Source organism: Nonomuraea sp. NPDC051191, assembly GCF_044455665.1.
Taxonomy (GTDB): Bacteria; Actinomycetota; Actinomycetes; order Streptosporangiales; family Streptosporangiaceae; genus Nonomuraea.
Genome location: NZ_JBITEZ010000002.1, coordinates 455,493 through 473,682, shown reverse-complemented (window position 1 = coordinate 473,682; position 18,190 = coordinate 455,493). Strand labels below are relative to the sequence as shown.

The window sequence follows — 18,190 nt, the reverse complement described above, 5'->3', positions numbered from 1 at the left end:
GGGAGGCCCGACATGACGCCCACCGCGGGCACCGACCTCAACTGGCTGCTCGACGACCTGATCGGCCGGATCAAGGAGGCCGAGCACGCCATCGTGCTGTCCTCCGACGGCCTGCTCATGGCCTCGTCCGCCGGTCTGCAACGCACCGACGGCGAGCACCTGTCGGCCGTCGCCTCCGGCCTGCAGAGCCTGGCCAAGGGCGTCGCGGACCACATCTCCGCCGGTCCGGTGCGGCAGACGGTCGTGGAGTGGAAGTCGCAGTTCCTGATCGTGACCACCGCCGGCGAGCGCGCCTGCCTGGCCGTGCTCTGCGCCCAGAACGCCGACATCGGGCTGGTGGCGTACGAGATGGCGATGCTGGTGGCGCGGGTCGGCCAGTACCTGACCTCCGGCGCGCGCAACGCCGAGGCCGTGGCCAGGAGCGACCGGTGAGCACCACGGAGGAGTCCACGGACGAGCACTGGATAGATCCGGAGATCATCCGGCCCTACGTCGTCACGCGCGGGCGGACCCAGCCCGCGCACGGCAAGTTCGACCTCATCTCCATGGCGCTGGCGGTGGGTCCGCCGCCGGGCCCCGACGCCGGGCTGGACCCCGAGCACCTGCGCATCCTCCAGCTCTGCCGCGAACCCAAGTCGGTCGCCGAGATAGCCGCGCACCTGAACCTCCCGGCCGGCACGATCCGCGTGCTGCTAGGCGACCTGTTCGACCGTGAACTCGTCTCTGCCCAGGAACCGCAATCCGAGGTGGACATGCATGACATGAAGATGTACAGGGCGGTGCTCGATGGTCTTCGCTCGCTCTGAGCGCCCGCGCCTCCCGACGGCGATCAAGATCCTGATCGCCGGAGGATTCGGCGCGGGCAAGACGACGATGGTCGGCGCCGTGTCCGAGACCAGGCCGTTGCGCACCGAGGAGGTGCTGACCGACCGAAGCGTGGGCGTCGACGACCTCACCTCCGTGGAGGCCAAGCGCACCACCACGGTGGCCATGGACTTCGGACGCATCACCCTGGGCACCGACTACGTCCTGTACCTGTTCGGCACCCCGGGGCAGGAACGCTTCTGGTTCGTGTGGGACGAGCTGGCCGAGGGCTCCCTGGGGGCCGTCATCCTGGCCGACACCCGCCGCCTGGCCGACTGCTTCCCCTCGGTCGACTACTTCGAGCGGCGCGGGACGCCGTTCGTGGTGGCGGTGAACTGCTTCGAGGGGGCGCCGACGTTCGAGCTGGACGAGGTGCGGCTGGCGCTGCAGCTCAACCCGTCGATCCCGATCGTGATGTGCGACGCGCGGAAGCGGGACTCCAGCCGGGAGGTGCTGATCACCCTGGTCAAGCACTCGGCGCGGCTGCGCGCGGAGCCCGTCGGGAGCTGAGCCGCCCAGATCCCGAGCCGACCGGTGGCCGCGCCGGTCGGCTCACCTGCCGGGCCTGGGACGATGGGCCCATGAGAGCCTCCTGGCGCAACACGACGCACGACTGGACGGGCACGGTCGACGTCGAGCATCTCGCCCACGTCCGCGCCCGTCCCGGCGTGTTCGCCCCCGGCGGCGTCCGGCACCTGGTGCTGGAGGTCCTCGCGTACGCGGCCGACGAGGCGGAGTCCCGTGGCGGCGGGCGCTGCGTCGTCGTCCTGCGCCCGGACGGGTCCGTCGAGGTCGCCGACGACGGCCGGGGCACCGACACCCGCCTCGACGAGCACGGACGTCCGGTGCGCAAGCCGGTCATGGCGACGAAGGACCTGCGCTTCTTCGACCACCCCGAGGCCCCGGCGCTGCCCGACGGCCGCCCGCGCCGGGGCATGTCCGTCGTCGCGGCGCTCAGCGCGTGGCTGGTCCACACCAACCGCCGCCTCGACGGCTCCTGGAGCGGCCGCTACGAGCACGGCGTGCCGGTGACCGGCCTCGAACCCGTCGCCGACGACGGCACGACCGGGACCGTCGTCCGGTTCCTCCCGCAGGAGGGCCTGCCTCCGCTCGGCGCGCTGACCGCCGCCGACCTGGCCTGGCCCCACCTGGCCGTCGAGGTGGACGACCGGCGGGGCTGAGGCCCGGGTCAGGGGATCTGCAGGGCGAGCAGGGCGACGTCGTCGCGGGCGCCGTGCTCGGTCATCACCCGCAGGGCGCGGTCGCAGACCGACTCGGCGTCGCCGGGTCCGCCGGCCAGGGCGGCGCGCAGGTCGTCCAGCCGCCGGGTCAGCGGCTCGTCGCGGGTCTCGACCAGGCCGTCGGTGTACAGCAGCAGGGTCGAGCCCCTGGGCAGGACGAACGTCTGCCCGCCGTAGGCGAACCCGGGGTCCACGCCGAGCGCCTGGCCGTGGTGCGCCTCCAGCAGGCGTACCGCCCCCGTGGACGGCACCAGCATCGGCGGGACGTGACCGGCGTTCGCGATCTCCAGGCGGCGCTCGGCCGGGTCGTAGACGGCGAAGAGCATGGTGGTGAAGTAGCGGAGGCCGCCCTGGGTGACGAACACGTTGAGGCGTTCGAGCAGGCGGGCGGGGCGCACGCCTTCGAGTGCGTAGGCGTGGACGGCGGCGCGCAGCCTGCCCATGAGCGCGGCGGCCTCCACGCCCTTGCCGACCACGTCGCCGATCACCAGGGCCACGCGGCCGCCGGGCATGGCGATGACGTCGTACCAGTCGCCGCCGACGAGCCGTCCTGAGGTGCCGGGCTCGTAGCGGGCGGCCAGGCGCAGGCCGTCGAGGTCGGGCAGCCGGGCCGGGAGCAGCGAGCGCTGGAGGCTGAGGGCGGTGCGGTGCTCGCGGGCGTAGGCGGCGGCGTTGTCGAAGGCGAGGGCGGCGCGGTCGGCCAGCGCGGTCAGGAAGGCGCGGGCCTGCGGGTCGGCGGTCGCGGCGGCGGGCTGGGCGAGGGTGACCACGCCGACGCTCCCACGCCGTCCCCGCAGGGGTAACACGAGCAGCCCGGCGGGGTCGGGCGGGGGTGGACCGTGCAGCAGGGCGCGGGCCGGGCCGGATGCGGGCGGGGTGCGGAGGAGGGTGCGGGCGGGGGCGGGGAGGTCGGGGGTGGTGCGGACGGCCTGGCGGCGCGGGGGCGGTGGCGGGCCGCCGGGAGCGTCCGCGTCGTCCGGGACGAGCCAGACCGCGCAGCCGGCCGCGTACTCGGGCACCAGGTGCTCGCACAGCACGCCGGCGATCTCGTCCGGGTCGAGGCTGGCGTGCAGGCGTTCGCCCAGCTCGGCCAGGGCCCGGATGCGCCGGGTCGCCTCGACGCGCCGACGCAGGGCACGCAGGTGGGTGCCCACCCTGGCGACCAGCTCGGCGGCCGTGAACGGCTTGATCAGGTAGTCGTCCGCGCCCGACTCCAGGCCCTCGACGGTGGCCTCCTGGCCGGCCCGCGCGGAGACCATGATCACGGGGATGGTGCGGGTGCGTTCGTCCGCGCGCAGGGCGCGCAGCAGGCCGTACCCGTCGAGGCCGGGCATCATGACGTCGGTGAGCACCAGCTCGGGCGGCGCCTGCGCGACAGCCCGCAGGGCGGCCTCGCCGTCGGCGACGGCGGCGACCCGCCAGTGCGGGGACAGCAGGCGGACGAGATGCGCCCGCATGTCGGCGTTGTCGTCGACGACCAGCACCTCGGGCGCCCGTTCCGCGGCGGCGGGGTCGTTCGGGACCCAGCCGAGCGCCTCCTGCACGAAGGCGGCCGCGTGGGCCCCGCTCCCGGCGGCCGTCCCGGACGCCTGCCCGTCGGGTGCGAACGGCAGCAGGACCGTGAACGTGCTCCCCTCCCCCAGCACGCTCTCCACCTCGATGACGCCTCCGTGCCGCTCCACCAGCTCCCGCGTCAGCGCCAGCCCGATGCCGCTGCCCTCGCCGCTCCTGGCCCGCGTGCCGGCGACGCGGCGGAACCGTTCGAACAGCCGGGGCAGCTCGGCGGCCGGGATTCCGACGCCGGTGTCGCCGACGGTGACCCTGGCCCGGTCGCCCGCCACGTCCACGCGGACCCTGATCTCCCCGCGCAGGGTGAACTTGAACGCGTTGGACAGCAGGTTGAGCACGACCTTCTCCCACAGGTCGGGATCGACGAGGACCGGCCTGGGCAGCGGCGGGCAGTCCACGACGAGGCTCAGCCCGCCGCGCTCGACCGCCGCCTGGAACAGGCTGGCCACCTCGGCGGTGAGCGCGCCGAGCTCCACCGGCCGGGGCTCGGCGGGCAGCGCGCCCTCCTCGCCCCTGGAGAACTCCAGCAGCGTGTTGACCAGCTTGAGCAGCCGCAGCGCGTTGGCGTGCACGGTACGGACCCGCTCCCGGTCGGCCTCGCGCAGCACCGAGCCGAGCAGGTCCTCGGCCGGGCCGAGCATGAGCGTGAGCGGCGTGCGGAACTCGTGGCTGAGGTTGGCGAAGAACATGGTCTTGGCCCGGTCCAGCTCGGCCAGTTGCTCGGCGCGGCGGTGCTCGGCCTCGAACGCGGTGGCGTTGGCCAGGGCCGCCGAGATGTGGTTGGCGGCCAGGCCCAGGAAGGTGTGGCAGTCGGCGTCGAGCGGGCGGGCGCTGTTGACGCCGGCCACCAGGAACCCGGCCGGGTGATCGGCTCCCGCCTGCTCCAGCGGCAGGACCAGGGCGGTGTCCGGCGGGTCGAACCCTGGCCTGGCCAGCCGGGCGAGCGCCTGGTCGGGCGGGCAGGACGTCACGACGCGGCCCTTCTCGGCGGCCTCGCGCAGCGGCCAGCAGGTGCTCTCCTCCTCGTCCAGGAGGAGGGTGGCCGGGCTCAGCGCGCCGCCGGGTTCCAGGCCCGCGGCGGCGGCCAGGCGGGCGGTGCGGCCGTCGGCGTCCAGCAGGTAGAGCAGCGCGAACGGCACGTCGTCGCGGTGCCGGGCGAAGACGGCGGCCGCCTGCGCGCAGGCCTCGGCGGCGGAGGTGGCGGTCATGGTCCGCTCGCCGAGGTCGCTCAGCACGGCCAGCCTGCGTTCGCCCACCACCCGGCCGGTGGTCTCGGTGACGGCGCAGAACACCCCGCCCACGCCGCCGGACTCGTCGCGGATCGGGCTGAAGGAGAAGGTGAAGCAGCACTCCTCGGCGTACCCGCTGCGCCGCAGCACGAGGTGCAGGTCGTCGGAGTACGTCGCCTGTCCCCGGTCGAGCACCTGGTGGAGCATCGGGCCGACGACGTCCCAGATCTCCCGCCAGCACTCGTCGGCGGGCTGGCCGAGCGAGCCGGGATGCTTGCCGCCGAGGATCGGGACGTAGGCGTCGTTGTAGAGCTGCGCCAGCTTGGGGCCCCAGAAGATGATCATTGGGAAGCGGGAGGACAGGCAGATGCCGACCGGGCCGGTCAAGCTCTGCGGCCAGCTCTCCGGCGGGCCCAGCGGGGTGCGCTCCCAGGGATGGCTGCGCATGAGCGCCCCCATGGCCCCGCCCGCGCCGAGCACGGCGTCCATGGCGGACCGGTCCTCGCACAGCCGGTCGGGTGGCTGGTCGGAGGCGCCGCCGGAGGGTTTGCCTGAAGGCCGAATGGCGTCCATCTCAACCTCCATACGCTCGGAGGCGTCCAGATTATGCTTGTTCGTTCGCCGCGCGCCTCCCCCTGCCGTACGTACGTGAACGGGGCCCGGCCGGTGACAGGCCGGGCCCCGTTCACGCGGGGGGCTGGGTCAGTGCTCGGTGGCCTTCTCGGCGCCCACGCCGGTCAGCGAGCGCACCTCGATCTCGGCGTACTTGGCGGCGTTGTACTCCTTGCTGAGGATCGTCCCCAGCCAGCCGAACAGGAAGCCGAGCGGGATCGAGACGATGCCCGGGTTGCTCAGCGGGAACCAGTGGAAGTCCACGCCGTGGATCAGCGCGGTCACCGCGCCGCCCGCGGGCGGCGGCGGGGCCGAGACCACCGGCGAGAAGATCACCAGGATCAGCGCCGAGCCGAGGCCGCCGTAGATGGCCGCGACCGCGCCCGCCGTGTTGAACCGCTTCCAGAACAGGCTGTAGAGGATCGCCGGCAGGTTGCCCGAGGCCGCGATGGCGAAGGCCAGGGCGACCAGGAACGCCACGTTCTGGCCCTGGGCCAGGATGCCGAGGCCGATCGCGATGGCGCCGATGACCAGGGCCGAGACGCGGGCCACGACGACCTCCTGCCGCTCGCTGGCGCCGCCGCGCTTGAAGACGTGCGCGTACAGGTCGTGGGCGAAGCTGGAGGAGGAGGCCAGGGTCAGGCCCGCGACGACGGCCAGGATCGTGGCGAAGGCGACGGCGCCGATGAGCGCGAGCAGGATCGTGCCGCCGACGTCGCCGAACATCTGCGCGCCGATCCGTTCGGCGAGCAGCGGGGCGGCGGTGTTGGCCGCCTTGTCGGCCTTGAGGATGTCGGTCTTGCCGACGATCGCCGCCGCGCCGAAGCCGAGCACCAGCGTCAGCAGGTAGAACACGCCGATGATGCCGATGCCCCACAGGACAGACTTGCGGGCGTCCTTGGCGGTCGGGACGGTGTAGAAGCGGATGAGGATGTGCGGCAGGCCAGCCGTGCCGAGCACCAGCGCGAGGCCGAGGCTGATCAGGTCGATCTTGCCCGCCAGGCCCTGGGCTTCGGTGCCGTACTTCAGGCCCGGGATGAGGAAGTTGCCCGGGTTGGCCTTCGGGCCGCTGGTGGCGGCGGCCTCGCCGAGCAGGGACGAGAGGTTGAAGCCGTACTTGCCCAGCACCATCAGCGTCACCAGCGCGGCGCCGGTCATCAGCAGCACGGCCTTGACGATCTGGACCCAGGTCGTGCCCTTCATGCCGCCGAAGACCACGTAGACGATCATCAGGGCGCCCACGCCGATGATCGTCCAGACCTTGCCGGCCTCGCTGGTGATGCCGAGCAGCAGGCCGACCAGCGCGCCCGCGCCGACCATCTGGGCCAGCAGGTAGAAGATGCTGACCACGATCGTGGACACGCCCGCCGCCGTGCGCACCGGACGCGGGCTCATCCGGAAGGCCAGCACGTCGGCCATGGTGAACTTGCCGGAGTTCCGCATCAGCTCGGCCACCAGCAGCAGCGCCACCAGCCAGGCGACCAGGAAGCCGATGGAGTAGAGGAACCCGTCGTAGCCGGAGACGGCGATGATGCCGGCGATGCCGAGGAAGGAGGCGGCCGACATGTAGTCGCCGCCGATCGCCAGGCCGTTCTGGACGCCGCTGAAGGACCGGCCGCCGGCGTAGTAGTCGGCGGCCGTCTTGGTCTGGCGGCTGGCCCAGAACGTGATGGCCAGGGTGCCGGCGACGAAGGTGAGGAAGAGGATCATCCCCAGCGTCGTAGAGCTCACTGCGTCTTCTCCTCGACCTCGTGGCGGAGCTTGTCGGCGATCGGGTCGAGCTTCCTCTCGGCGTGCCGCGCGTACGCCCACGCGATGAGGAACGTCGAGACGAACTGCAACAACCCGAAGACCAGCCCGACGTTGATGTCGCCGAGCAACTTGATGCCCATGAAGTCACGGGCCCAGCCGGACAGCACCACGTACAGCAGGTACCACAGCAGGAAGGCCACCGTCATGGGGAAGGTCCAGCGGCGGAAACGCCGTTTCAACTCCTGGAACTCAGTGCTCTCCTGTACCTGTTCATAGACAGACGCGTCATGTTCTCTGGTCGTCACGAGACCTCCACTGTGATGCGGATCACGCCCAACGTAAGAGCGCAACCTACCCGTCGTGGAGAGCCGCGGGGGCGCTGTTCGGCGAGCCGCTCGCGTACCGCGATTAGTTGGGGATGGCCTGCGGTGAAAGGTCTGTTCAGCGCGATGAGCGGTCGGGTATTCCGTTCACCCCGATATCGGGCCCGCGTTGCCGGGCAGGGCGTCCAGGGCCTGGGCCAGGTCCTCGATCAGGGTCTGGGCGGGCTCCAGGCCGATCGACAGGCGGGCCAGGCCGACGGGGATGCCCATGGTGGCCCGTACGCTCTCCTCGATGGTGAGGGCGGGCGCGTTGACCAGGCTCTCGAAGCCACCCCAGGAAACACCAATCCTGAAATGTCGCAATTTATCGAGGAAAAGTGCGGCCTGTTGGCGATCGTCGGTGGCGAGTTCGATGCTGAACAGGCTGGAGAAGCCGGACATCTGGCGCGACGCGATCGCGTGGCCGGGATGGGAGGGCAGCCCCGGATGGTTCACCGCGCGGACGGCCGGATGCCCCTCCAGGAACGCCGCCACCGCGAGCCCCCGCTCCTGGTGGGCGGCCATCCGGACGGGCAGCGTGCGCAGCCCCTTGATCACCTTGGCCGCGTCGTGCGGCGACATGGCCGCGCCGTAGAGCTGGTACTCCGTCAGCGCCAGCGGCCGGATCAGCCGGGACGGCCCGACCACCACGCCGCCGACCAGGTCGCTGTGCCCGCCGACGTACTTCGACAGCGAGTGCACGACCAGGTCCACGCCGAGCGTCAGCGGCTTCTGGAACAGGGGTGTGGACCAGGTGTTGTCCATGACGGTGACGAGCCCGCGCCCGCGCGCCCAGTCGGCCACCCCCGCGATGTCCACGATCTCGTACGCCATGTAGGAGGGCGACTCGAAGTAGAGTAGGCGCGTGCTCGCCCTGATAGCGCTGTCACATCCCGCGAGGTCGTCGACGTGCGTATGCGTGACACCGAACTTCTCCAGGTAGCGCAGGAACTGCGTGGTCGGCCCGTACACCGCGCCGAGCACCAGCACATGGTCACCGGCGGAGACCAGCGAGGAGATCGTCGCCGAGATGGCGCCCATCCCCGAGCCGAAGCACTTGGCCCGCTCACCGCGTTCCAGCGCGGCCAGCTTGCGCTGCGCCACGTCGACGGTCGGGTTGGTGCCGCGGCCGTAGACGTACCGCTCGTCCTCGTCGCGGATCGCGGCTCCCAGTTCGGCCGCCGTGGCGAAGGTGAACAACGAGTTCTCGAACACCGGCGGGTTCACCGCGCCCAGCGTCCACGGCTCGTCCTCGCCCATCCGGCCGCAGATCCATTCATCCTCCATGGGGGGAGACTATGACAAACCGGAAACCCACCATGGCGGACGTCGCCCGGCACGCGGGCGTCAGCCTGAAGACCGTGTCCCGCGTGGTCAACCAGGAGCCGCACGTCCGGGCGTCGCTCCAGCAGCGCGTGCACGACGCGATCAGCGCGCTCGGCTTCCGCCGCAACGAGGCCGCCGCCCGGCTGGCCCGCGGCGCGACCATGCTGACGCTCGGCCTGGTCATGGAGAACATCTCCAACGAGTTCTACGCCCGTCTCGCCGCCGCGGTGGAGGCCGCGGCGGCCGAGCAGGAGGCGCTGGTGGTGTTCGGTTCGTACGAGGAGCGGCCGGACAAGGAGCGCATGCTGATCGAGTCGATGCACGCGCGGGGCGTGGACGCGCTGATCGTCGTGCCGTCGCCGGCCGACCACGCGTGGCTGGCCGAGCACGGCGGCCCGCGCACGGTCTTCGTCGACCGCGTCCCGCACGGCCTCGACCACGCCGACGTCGTCATGCTGGACGACGAGCGCGGCGGCCGGACCGCGACCGCGCACCTGCTCGCCCACGGGCACCACCGCATCGCGCTGATCTCCGACGACGACGGGCTGAGCTCGGTGCACGACCGGGCCCGCGGCTACCGGGCGGCGCTCGGCGCGGCGGGGGTGGCGGCCGACGAGGCGCTGGTGGTGCGGGGGGTGTTCGATCCGGGGCGGGTGTCGTACGAGGTGGGGCGGCTGCTTGGCCTGCCCGACCCGCCGACGGCGTTCTTCGCGACGAACAACCGGGCGGCGATCGGCGTCCTGCAGGCGTTGCGGGGGCGTTCCGAGCGGCCGGCGTACGTGGGGTTCGACGACTTCGCGCTGGCGGACCTGTTCAGCCCCGGCGTGACGGTGGTGCGTTACGACATCGGCCGCCTGGCGCGCGGGGCGGTGGAGCTGCTGCTGGATCCCGTACGCGAGCCGCGCCGGATCAGGGTGCCCGTCGAGCTGGTCGCCCGGGGGTCCGGGGAGCTCCCGCCTCCCTGACCTTCTGGTCAAACCTCCCCCAAGTCCCCACATGTCGGGGCCTGAGGGGATACGCGAGGGGTAATCGCAGGTCATGTCCGAGAGCAGCCCGCACCGCGATGACCGTACGCCCGAGGAGCGGGCGCTCGGCTCCGACGCCTCCGCGCCCGCCTGCCCGAGCCCCGACGGGCGGCTGCCGCGGGTGCGCGACACCTCGACGGGGCCGGGCGCTCCCGACGTCCGCCTGGAGATCTCCGAGGTCCGGGTGGAGGAGCTCGACGTCGAGGGCGAGGACCTGCACGCGCGGCTCGGCGGCACCCGGGCGCGAGCGACGCTCCGGATACGGCTGGACGACGTGGCCCACCTCATCGACCGCCTCCTGGACGCCGACCCCCACTTCCTGGACCATCTCCCCGCTTCCCTGCCCCGCCACGCCCTGCGCACCGCGGGCACGTCCGCCCCGGGAACGCCTGCGTCGGCGGCCCATGAAGCCGGAGCGGCCATGGGCCGGGCACGAGAGCCCGGGACGGGCGTCGACCGGGCACGCGAGACCGGGACGCTGCGGGACTGGCCGAGAGGCGGCGCCCCCTCCTGGCGACCGGGCCGCAAGCACGCGGGCGACCTGGGAGCGGCCACCGGCCGGACCGTCCACCACCCGCCCCCGGTCGAGGAGCCCCTGCACACCGTCCCCGGGCACGAGGTGCTCGACGTCGAAACCCACGCGGGCACGGACGCCAGACCCATGACCGAACAGGCCACCCGGCACGGCGACGTCCCCCGCCCGACGCCTCCCACGAGACCGTACTTCGCCCCCGACGAGGGAACCACCCCGGACGACCCCTCCGACACCACCCCGCACGAACCTGCCGGCACCACGCAGTACGGCACGCGCGCTCAGCGTCCTGGCCGGATCGCCCGGCCGTCTCCCACGGACGGCCTCTCCCGCCGACCTCAGCCCTCCGCCCAGGACCCGGGCCCCGGTCGCTCCAAGACCCCGCCCACCGACGTCGGCCCGCGTCCGGGCCTGGACCCTCCACCGCCTGAGCCGCCCCACCCGAGCCTCGCCCACCGGATACCGGCCCAACCCGGCCCTCCCCCACACGCACCACCCCATCACGACCGGACACCGCAAGGCTCGGCCCAACCACGCCCCGGCCGCGCCCCGACCCCACCCGGCCCCGCCCTGTACCGCCCCGGCCTGGACCCGCCGCCACAGAGCGGCCGGCCCCACGACCAGGCCCGGCTTCCTCGGCACGCGCGAAGCACCCGCGAGGCCCCGGCCGGACACGACCGCGCAACCGAATCCGCCACCAAGGCCGGGGCCGGAAGCGGGGCTGGGACCGTGGCGGAGAACGAGGGTGCGAGTGGGAACAGGGTGGCGTCGGAGCGGTTGGGAGGCGTCGCCGCAGGCTGGTCGTGAGCCGAGGAGGCGCACCGGCTCGCGTCCCAGAGCCCCGGGGAGGCTCGGAAGGCCGTCCCCCATGGGTCAGGGGGAGCGGGGGCGCCAGTCGCCGCGGTCCAGGTCCAGGTTCTCCGGGGTGTGGAGGCGGACCATCGTGCGGGCCACCCCCGGCGGTACGCGGTGCGGCGTCAGGAACGACACCGACACCATCACCGTGAACGCGATCGGCACCGTCCATGCCGCCGGCTGGGCCAGCAGCGCCCCCGGCAGCCCCTCGTACGGCCCGCCGGTGATCGTGACGAGCACGGCCGCGCACGCCAGCCCGCCCCCCACGAACAGCCCCGCCAGCGCCCCGGTCGTGGTGAGCCGCCGCCACCAGATGCCCAGCACCAGCAGCGGGCAGAACGACGAGGCGGCCACCGCGAACGCCAGCCCCACGACGTCCGCGACCGGCAGCGCCCGCGCCCAGAGCGCCAGCGCCAGCGGCACCGCGACCGCCATGAGCGTGGCGATCCTGAACGAGCGCACCCCGCCCTTCAGCAGGTCTTGCGCGATCACCCCGGCGACGGACACGGTCAGCCCGGACGAGGTGGACAGGAAGGCCGCGAACGCCCCCGCCGTCACCAGCGCGGTCAGCAGGTCGCCGAGCGTGCCGCCGATCATGCGGCTGGGCAGCGTGAGCACGACGGCGTCGGTACGCACGAGGTCGGGGGCGTAGAGGCGGCCGAGCCAGCCGTACAGGGCGGGCAGCAGGTAGAACGCGCCGAGCAGGGTCAGCACGACCAGCGTCGTCCGGCGCGCGGCCCGTCCGTCGGGGTTGGTGTAGAAGCGCACGAGCACGTGCGGCAGGCCCATCGTGCCGAGGAACGTGGCCAGGATCAGCGAGTACGTCGAGTAGAGCCCGTACTCCTTGGCCCCGGCCAGCGGCATCTGCCAGGTGACCGCGTCCTGGACGCTGAGGGCGGGCGCGCCGTCGCCCTTCCAGGCCAGCAGCAGGAACACCAGCGGCACGGCCAGCGCGGTCAGCTTGAGCCAGTACTGGAACGCCTGCACGAACGTGATCGACCGCATGCCGCCGGACAGCACGTTCACCGCCACCACGCCGGCGACCAGCAGCCCGCCGGCCCACACCGGCGCGCCGGTGATCGTGCGCAGCACCAGCCCGGCGCTCTGGAACTGCGGCATCAGGTACAGCCACCCGATCAGGACGACGAGCACGCTGGCCGTCCTGCGCACGGTCATCGACTCCAGCCTGGCCTCGGCGAAGTCGGGCAGCGTGTACGCCCCCGAGCGCCTCAGCGGCGCCGAGACCAGCACCAGGAGCACCAGGTAGCCGCCGGTCCACCCGACGGGCAGCCACAACATGTCCACGCCGTAGGACAGGATCAGCCCGGCGACGCCGAGGAAGGAGGCCGCCGACAGGTACTCGCCGCCGATGGCCGAGGCGTTCCACAGGGGGCTGACGGTCCGGGAGGCGACGTAGAAGTCGGAGGTGGTGCGGGAGAACCTGATGCCGTACGCGCCGATGAGCACGGCCGCGGCCATCACGACGACCACCGCGGCGAGGCTCACGACGGGCCCTCAGCGCCGGTCACCGGCGTTCCACCAGCTCGGCGAAGTGGCGTTCGTTGCGCTCGGCCTGGCGGACGTACAGCCAGGCGCCGATGACGAAGGCGGGGTAGATGAGCCCGGCCAGCACCGCCCACGGCAGGGAGACGCCGAGGACGTCCACCTCGCGCAGCTCGGGGATGAGCAGGAACAGCAGCGGCAGGCCGCCGACCACGCAGGCCAGCACGGTGCAGACGAACAGGGCGAGCCGGAACTGGGTGCGCAGCAGGGAGCGCATGTAGACCTCGCCGAGGCGGGTCTGCTCGTCGATCTCCCTGGTGGCCGGGTAGCGGGGGCGGCGGGCGGCGGCGCGCGGGCTGGTGACGCTGACCCGGCGCGGCGTCTCGGACCGGCGGAAGGCGTCCATGCGGCGGGCGGCGTCGGTGCGCGGCGCCCCGGCGGGGCGCCCCGGACGGGGGTCGGAGGTCATTCCGTCCTGCCCTTCCTGGCCCGGCGGACCAGCAGGTCGCGCAGCTCGCGGGTGTGCCGCCGGCTCACCGGCAGCTCGGTGTCGCCCACCCGGACACTGCACCGGCCCGAGTCGATGTGCAGCTCCTCGATGTGCCTGACGGCGACCAGATGACTGCGGTGCACCCGGACGAACCCGGCCGGCGCCCAGCGTTCCTCCAGCGTGGCGAGCGGGATGCGGACGAGGTGGCTGCCGGTCGCGGTGTGCAGCCGCGCGTAGTCGCCCTGGGCCTCCACGTAGAGGACGTCCGCGCTGGAGACGAACCTGGTCACACCGCCCAGCTCGACGGGGATCGTGTCGGTCTCACCGGTCTCGGCGGGCACGTCGGCCGAGACCGCCACGCGCCTGATGGCCTCGGCCAGCCGTTCCGGACGTACGGGTTTGAGCAGGTAGTCCTCGGCCTTGATCTCGAAGGCGTCCACCGCGTGCTCCTCGTACGCGGTGACGAACACGACCCGCGGCGGGTTGGCGAACTGCGACAGCAGCCGTCCGAGCACGACGCCGTCCAGGCCGCGCATGCGGATGTCGAGGAAGACGGCGTCGATCGGGCGGCCCTCGGCAATGCCCCGGTCCAGCAGGCGCAGCGCGGCCGCCCCGTCGCGCGCCGTCATCACCTCGCCGATGCGGGCGTCGGCGCGGAGCAGGTAGGACAGGTCCTCAAGTGCGGGTAGCTCGTCGTCCACCGCCAGGACGCGCAGCCCGGTCACACGTGACTCCTCACACCTCGAATGCATTAGACAGTGATGAAACCGGCACCAAACGTCAAGGCCGTCACGGCAGGGTCACAGGTGGGGGCAGGTGTGTGTGAGGGGCGGGTCAGCGGGCCGAGACGCCGGGGTGGTACTTCGGCAGGCGCACGTTGACCTTCGTGCCCGCGCCCGGTCCGGTCTCGACGACCAGGCCGTACTCGTCGCCGTAGACCTGGCGCAGCCGTTCGTCCACGTTGGCCAGGCCGACGCCGCCGGTGGGGGCGATCTCGCCGGCCAGGATGCGGCGCAGCCGTTCGGGGTCCATGCCGAGCCCGTCGTCCTCGACGCTGATGCGGCACTCGGCGCCGGCGTCCTCGGCGATGATCGTGATGCGGCCGACGCCGTTGCGGCTCTCCAGGCCGTGCCGTACGGCGTTCTCGACGAGCGGCTGCAGGCACAGGAACGGCACCGCGACCGGCAGCACCTCGGGCGCGATGCGCAGGGTGACCTGCAACTGGTCGCCGAACCTGGCGTGCTCAAGGGTGAGGTAGCGCTCGATCGAGTGCAGCTCCTCGGCCAGCGTGGTGAACTCGCCGTGCCGCCGGAAGGAGTAGCGGGTGAAGTCGGCGAACTCCAGCAGCAGCTCGCGGGCGCGTTCGGGGTCCGTACGGACGAAGGAGGCGATCGTGGTGAGCGAGTTGTAGATGAAGTGCGGCGAGATCTGCGCGCGCAGGGCCCGGACCTCGGCCTCCATGAGCAGCGTGCGCGAGCGGTCGAGCTCGGCCAGTTCGAGCTGCGAGTTCACCCAGCCGGCCACCTCCTGCGCGGCCCTGACCAGCCCGGCCGAGGCGTTCTGCCCGTAGGCGGCCAGCGCGCCGACGAGCCGGTCGTCGGTGGTGAGCGGCACGACGACGGCGTGCCGGATCGGGCATTCGAGCAGCTCGCAGTCGATGGTGAGCACCTGGGTACGGCCGTCCTCCAGGGTGGCGGCGGCGTGCTCGAACGCCTGGGCGGCGTGGTGGTCGCCGGCGCCGTCGTAGACGAGCAGGCGCTCCCGGTCCGTGATCGCGAGCGCGGCCGAGCCGAGGAGCGCGCGCAGGTGGCGGGAGGCGCGCTCGGCGCCCTCGGCGGTCAGCCCGGCCCGCAGCGGCGGGCCGGCCATGGAGGCGGTGTGCAGGGTCTCGAACGTGGCCCGCTCGGCCGGGCTCGTGCCCAGCTCGCGACGGCCCCGCATGACGCGCCAGAGCACGATCGCGGGCACGCCCACGAGCACGGCCACGACGGCGACGCCGACCAGGTACTCCACGCGCCCCGAGCCTAGCGCCCCCGCCTCCCGGCCCTGACCCCGCCTGCGGCCCTCACTCCCCCACCTGCCCTCACTTCCCCACGGCGCTCATTCCGCCGCCGTCAGCGCCTTGGCGACGGCCGCCGCGTACGACTCGGCCTCCTGCGCGGACTCGTACGTGGTGCGCGGCCAGAAGAAGCCGCGCAGGCCGTCCTTGCGGTTGCGCGGCACGACGTGCACATGCAGGTGGGGCACGCTCTGGCTGACCCGGTTGTTCATCGCCACGAATGTGCCGGCCGCCTCCAGCCCCTCCTCCACGGCCCTGGCCACGGCCTGGACGCGCGCGAAGAACGGCCCCACGTCGGCGAGGTCGGCCAGCGTCTCGACGTGGACCCGGGGCACGACGAGCACGTGCCCCTTGAAGACCGGCCGGGTGTCGAGGAAGGAGACGGCCACCTCGTCGGCGCTCACCACGTACGCGGGACGCTCACCCGCGACGATCTCGCAGAACAGGTCGGTGCTCACCGGCCGACCTTATCGGCGAAGGCCGTCCAGCTCGTCATGTTGGGCGCCGTCCACTCGGTGGGGGCGTGCAGGAAGTGCTCGCCGACGCGGTCGCGCAGGCGCTGGGGCACGTCGGTGACCTTGGCACCCCTGCAGTGGTAGACCAGCCCGCCCGGACGCTGCCCCATGGCCATCCAGGGCAGCCAGGGCGAGACCCGGCACCAGGAGAAGACCGCCGGCACGTCGGGCATCCCGGACTCGACGTCGGCGGCGGAGGCGAAGAACTGGAACAGCTCCAGCGCCCGGTACATGTCCCGAGCCGAGTTATCCGGATATTTCGCGACAGGCAGCGGCGAAGGGTAAGAAAGGCGGATATCGGCGTTGAAGACCAGCTGCTCCCCCAACCGCGTCACCGGCACCGGATACGCCCCGAGCCGCTGGTTGACCGGGTCGTTGAAGACGTGCATCACCTCCACGGACCGCCCGGTGAGCGGGTTGTCCCACACGTCGAGCGGTTCCCTGGTCCTCGGGTCGAGGTAGAGCGCCGCCTCCCTGGTCAGCAACTCCCAGCCGCCGTCCGCCGGACGCGCCCGCGCCACATTCAGCCCCTCGAAGCCGAACAGGTGGTGGGGGCCGTCGTCGTCCTGCCAGCCGTAGACGTCGCCGGTCCAATACGAGATCGTCTCGGCGCCGTCGGCCGAGGCACGCACCCGGATGAAGTCCATGATCCGGAGCTTACCCCTTGTTTCGCGACAGCTTGTTGCTATGTTTAGGGACATGGTGTCGCTAAATGAGCGGACCCGGCAGAGCTGGCTCCCGCTGTTCGTGCTCGGCGTCGGGATGTCGATGATCATCATCGACGCGACGATCGTGAACGTCGCCGTCCCCGCGATCATGGGCGATCTGGGGCTGTCGGCCACGGACGTCGAATGGGTGAACTCGATCTACTCGCTGGCCTTCGCCGCCCTGCTCATCCCCCTCGGCCGGACCGGCGACGTGCACGGCAGGCGCCGGATGTTCGCCGCCGGGCTGGTGGTGTTCCTGGCCGCGAGCATGCTGGCCGCCTCCGCGCCGACCGGCGCGCTGCTCATCGCCGCCCGGGTCGTCCAGGGAGTGGGGGCGTCCATGGTCGTCCCGATGACGCTGGCGATCATCAACTCCCTCTACACGGGCTCGCGCCGGACGATCGCCTTCGCCGTCTGGGGCTCGATCATCGGCGGCATGGCCGCGCTCGGCCCGCTGCTCGGCGGCTGGGTGGTGACCGACTTCGGCTGGCGGTGGGCGTTCTGGGTGAACCTGCCGATCGGCCTGCTCGTGCTGCTCGGCGCGGCAAAGGTGCCCGAGTCGAAGGACCCGGCGGCGGGCGGCTCGGACGTCCCCGGCGTGCTGCTGTCGGTGATCGGCCCGGCCGCGCTGGTGTTCGGGCTGATCGAGGGCCAGCGCTACGGCTGGTTCACGCCGACCGGCGAGGCCACCCTGTTCGGATGGACCTGGCCGCTCGGCGGCGTCTCGCCGATCCCGTTCGCCTTCGCGCTCGCGGTGCTCGCGCTGGTGGCGCTGCTGCTGGTCGAGCGGGCGCGGGCGCGGGCCGGCCGCCCGGTCGTGCTGGACCTGTCCCTGTTCTCCATCCCCTCCTTCAGGTACGGCGGCGCCGCCGCGATGATCATCACGCTGGGCGAGTTCGGCCTGATCCTGGTGCTGCCGCTGTTCCTCCAGGCGGCCATGGGGTTCACCCCGTTCACCACAGGCCTGATCATCGCCTCGCTGGCCGGGGGCACGTTCCTGGCGGGCGGCGTCGTCCCCCGGCTCAACCTGGCGCCCAGGCTGATCGTGCGGCTGGGGCTCGTGCTGGAGGCCGCCGGCGCGATCGCCATCGGCCTGGCCGTCTCCCCCTCGCTCGGCCCGTGGACGCTGGTCCCCTGGCTCGTCCTGTACGGAGTCGGCGTCGGCTTCGCCTCGGCCCAGCTCCCGAACGTGATGCTCGCCGACGTCCCCGCCCGCCGCTCGGGGGTGGCCTCCGGGCTCCAGAGCACGATCCGCCAACTGGGCGCCGCCGTCGGCATCGCGGTGCTGGGCGCCGTCCTGGTCACCGGCCTGGACGCGGCGATGGCCGAACGCCTGCCGGACAAGCCCGCCCTCGGGCACGCCGTACGGGAGAGCGGCGGCGCGGCCATCGCGGCGATCAGGGAGCCCGCCGACCACGCCGCCGCGGTCGCGGCGGGCGCGGACGCCACCCGCCGGGTCACGATCGTGACCGGCATCGTGCTGTTCGGCGGCGTCGGGGCGACGTTCCTGCTGCCCGATACTGGGAGGAGACGACGCGAGGAGGAGTGA

17 protein-coding genes are annotated in these 18,190 nt (G+C 72.7%); 7 read left to right on the top strand and 10 right to left on the bottom strand.

Going from position 1 to position 18,190, the window contains the following annotated elements; all coding sequences use genetic code 11:
- Nucleotides 1-12 precede the first annotated feature (12 nt).
- From ACIA8R_RS06785 to ACIA8R_RS06770, 4 genes are all read left to right on the top strand, one after another.
- On the top strand, nt 13-432 hold the full coding sequence (locus ACIA8R_RS06785) for a roadblock/LC7 domain-containing protein (protein WP_357701054.1): 420 nt from the start codon (nt 13-15) through the stop codon (nt 430-432).
- A complete protein-coding gene (locus ACIA8R_RS06780) occupies nt 429-806 on the top strand; it encodes a DUF742 domain-containing protein (RefSeq protein WP_352356948.1) in 378 nt (125 codons plus the stop codon). The genes ACIA8R_RS06785 and ACIA8R_RS06780 overlap by 4 nt, the downstream gene beginning before the upstream one ends.
- Nucleotides 787-1,374, top strand: a complete 588-nt coding sequence (locus tag ACIA8R_RS06775; protein ID WP_357701056.1) for an ATP/GTP-binding protein — start codon at nt 787-789, stop codon at nt 1,372-1,374. Before ACIA8R_RS06780 ends, ACIA8R_RS06775 begins: the two co-directional genes overlap by 20 nt.
- Before the next feature lie 71 nt (nt 1,375-1,445).
- Nucleotides 1,446-2,045 (top strand): hypothetical protein, encoded by a 600-nt coding sequence (locus ACIA8R_RS06770; protein WP_364097829.1) that lies wholly within the window; start codon nt 1,446-1,448, stop codon nt 2,043-2,045.
- Nucleotides 2,046-2,053: 8 nt separating this feature from the next.
- Here ACIA8R_RS06770 and ACIA8R_RS06765 read toward each other — a convergent pair whose 3' ends face one another.
- The 4 genes from ACIA8R_RS06765 to ACIA8R_RS06750 all read right to left on the bottom strand — a co-directional run bounded on the left by ACIA8R_RS06765 (nt 2,054) and on the right by ACIA8R_RS06750 (nt 8,916).
- Entirely contained in the window at nt 2,054-5,476 is a 3,423-nt protein-coding gene (locus ACIA8R_RS06765) for a SpoIIE family protein phosphatase (protein ID WP_397036984.1), read from the bottom strand.
- A gap of 129 nt (nt 5,477-5,605) precedes the next feature.
- Entirely contained in the window at nt 5,606-7,225 is a 1,620-nt protein-coding gene (locus ACIA8R_RS06760) for a cation acetate symporter (protein ID WP_357701343.1), read from the bottom strand.
- Nucleotides 7,226-7,242: 17 nt separating this feature from the next.
- Nucleotides 7,243-7,572, bottom strand: coding sequence for a DUF485 domain-containing protein (locus ACIA8R_RS06755; RefSeq protein ID WP_357701062.1), 330 nt, complete (start codon nt 7,570-7,572; stop codon nt 7,243-7,245).
- Nucleotides 7,573-7,737: 165 nt separating this feature from the next.
- The gene (locus tag ACIA8R_RS06750) at nt 7,738-8,916 is read right to left on the bottom strand and encodes a PLP-dependent aspartate aminotransferase family protein (protein WP_357701064.1); all 1,179 of its coding nucleotides are present in this window, start codon (nt 8,914-8,916) and stop codon (nt 7,738-7,740) included.
- Between the two features lie 11 nt (nt 8,917-8,927).
- On the opposite strand from ACIA8R_RS06750, the gene ACIA8R_RS06745 reads away from it, so the two are divergent.
- Together ACIA8R_RS06745 and ACIA8R_RS06740 are read left to right on the top strand one after the other, a co-directional pair.
- Nucleotides 8,928-9,920 carry a LacI family DNA-binding transcriptional regulator gene (locus ACIA8R_RS06745; RefSeq protein WP_397036981.1) on the top strand — a complete coding sequence of 331 codons (993 nt, stop codon included), beginning with the start codon at nt 8,928-8,930 and terminating at the stop codon, nt 9,918-9,920.
- A 73-nt stretch (nt 9,921-9,993) separates the two neighbouring features.
- The gene (locus ACIA8R_RS06740; protein ID WP_397036979.1) at nt 9,994-11,319 is read left to right on the top strand and encodes a hypothetical protein; all 1,326 of its coding nucleotides are present in this window, start codon (nt 9,994-9,996) and stop codon (nt 11,317-11,319) included.
- A gap of 66 nt (nt 11,320-11,385) precedes the next feature.
- Here the strand turns inward: ACIA8R_RS06740 and ACIA8R_RS06735 are convergent, their stop codons facing one another.
- The 6 genes from ACIA8R_RS06735 to ACIA8R_RS06710 form a co-directional block, all read right to left on the bottom strand.
- A complete protein-coding gene (locus ACIA8R_RS06735; RefSeq protein ID WP_397037334.1) occupies nt 11,386-12,846 on the bottom strand; it encodes a cation acetate symporter in 1,461 nt (486 codons plus the stop codon).
- Between the two features lie 46 nt (nt 12,847-12,892).
- Entirely contained in the window at nt 12,893-13,339 is a 447-nt protein-coding gene (locus ACIA8R_RS06730) for a hypothetical protein (RefSeq protein WP_357701071.1), read from the bottom strand.
- Complete coding sequence (locus tag ACIA8R_RS06725) at nt 13,336-14,085, bottom strand: LytTR family DNA-binding domain-containing protein (protein WP_357701073.1); 750 nt, start codon at nt 14,083-14,085, stop codon at nt 13,336-13,338. Before ACIA8R_RS06725 ends, ACIA8R_RS06730 begins: the two co-directional genes overlap by 4 nt.
- 109 nt (nt 14,086-14,194) lie before the next feature.
- On the bottom strand, nt 14,195-15,373 hold the full coding sequence (locus ACIA8R_RS06720; protein WP_357701074.1) for a histidine kinase: 1,179 nt from the start codon (nt 15,371-15,373) through the stop codon (nt 14,195-14,197).
- 87 nt (nt 15,374-15,460) lie between these two features.
- On the bottom strand, nt 15,461-15,877 hold the full coding sequence (locus tag ACIA8R_RS06715; RefSeq protein WP_357701076.1) for an HIT domain-containing protein: 417 nt from the start codon (nt 15,875-15,877) through the stop codon (nt 15,461-15,463).
- Entirely contained in the window at nt 15,874-16,581 is a 708-nt protein-coding gene (locus ACIA8R_RS06710; RefSeq protein WP_397036976.1) for a DUF1838 family protein, read from the bottom strand. The genes ACIA8R_RS06715 and ACIA8R_RS06710 overlap by 4 nt, the downstream gene beginning before the upstream one ends.
- A gap of 52 nt (nt 16,582-16,633) precedes the next feature.
- Between ACIA8R_RS06710 and ACIA8R_RS06705 the strand changes: the two genes are divergently transcribed.
- On the top strand, nt 16,634-18,190 hold the full coding sequence (locus ACIA8R_RS06705; protein WP_397036974.1) for an MFS transporter: 1,557 nt from the start codon (nt 16,634-16,636) through the stop codon (nt 18,188-18,190).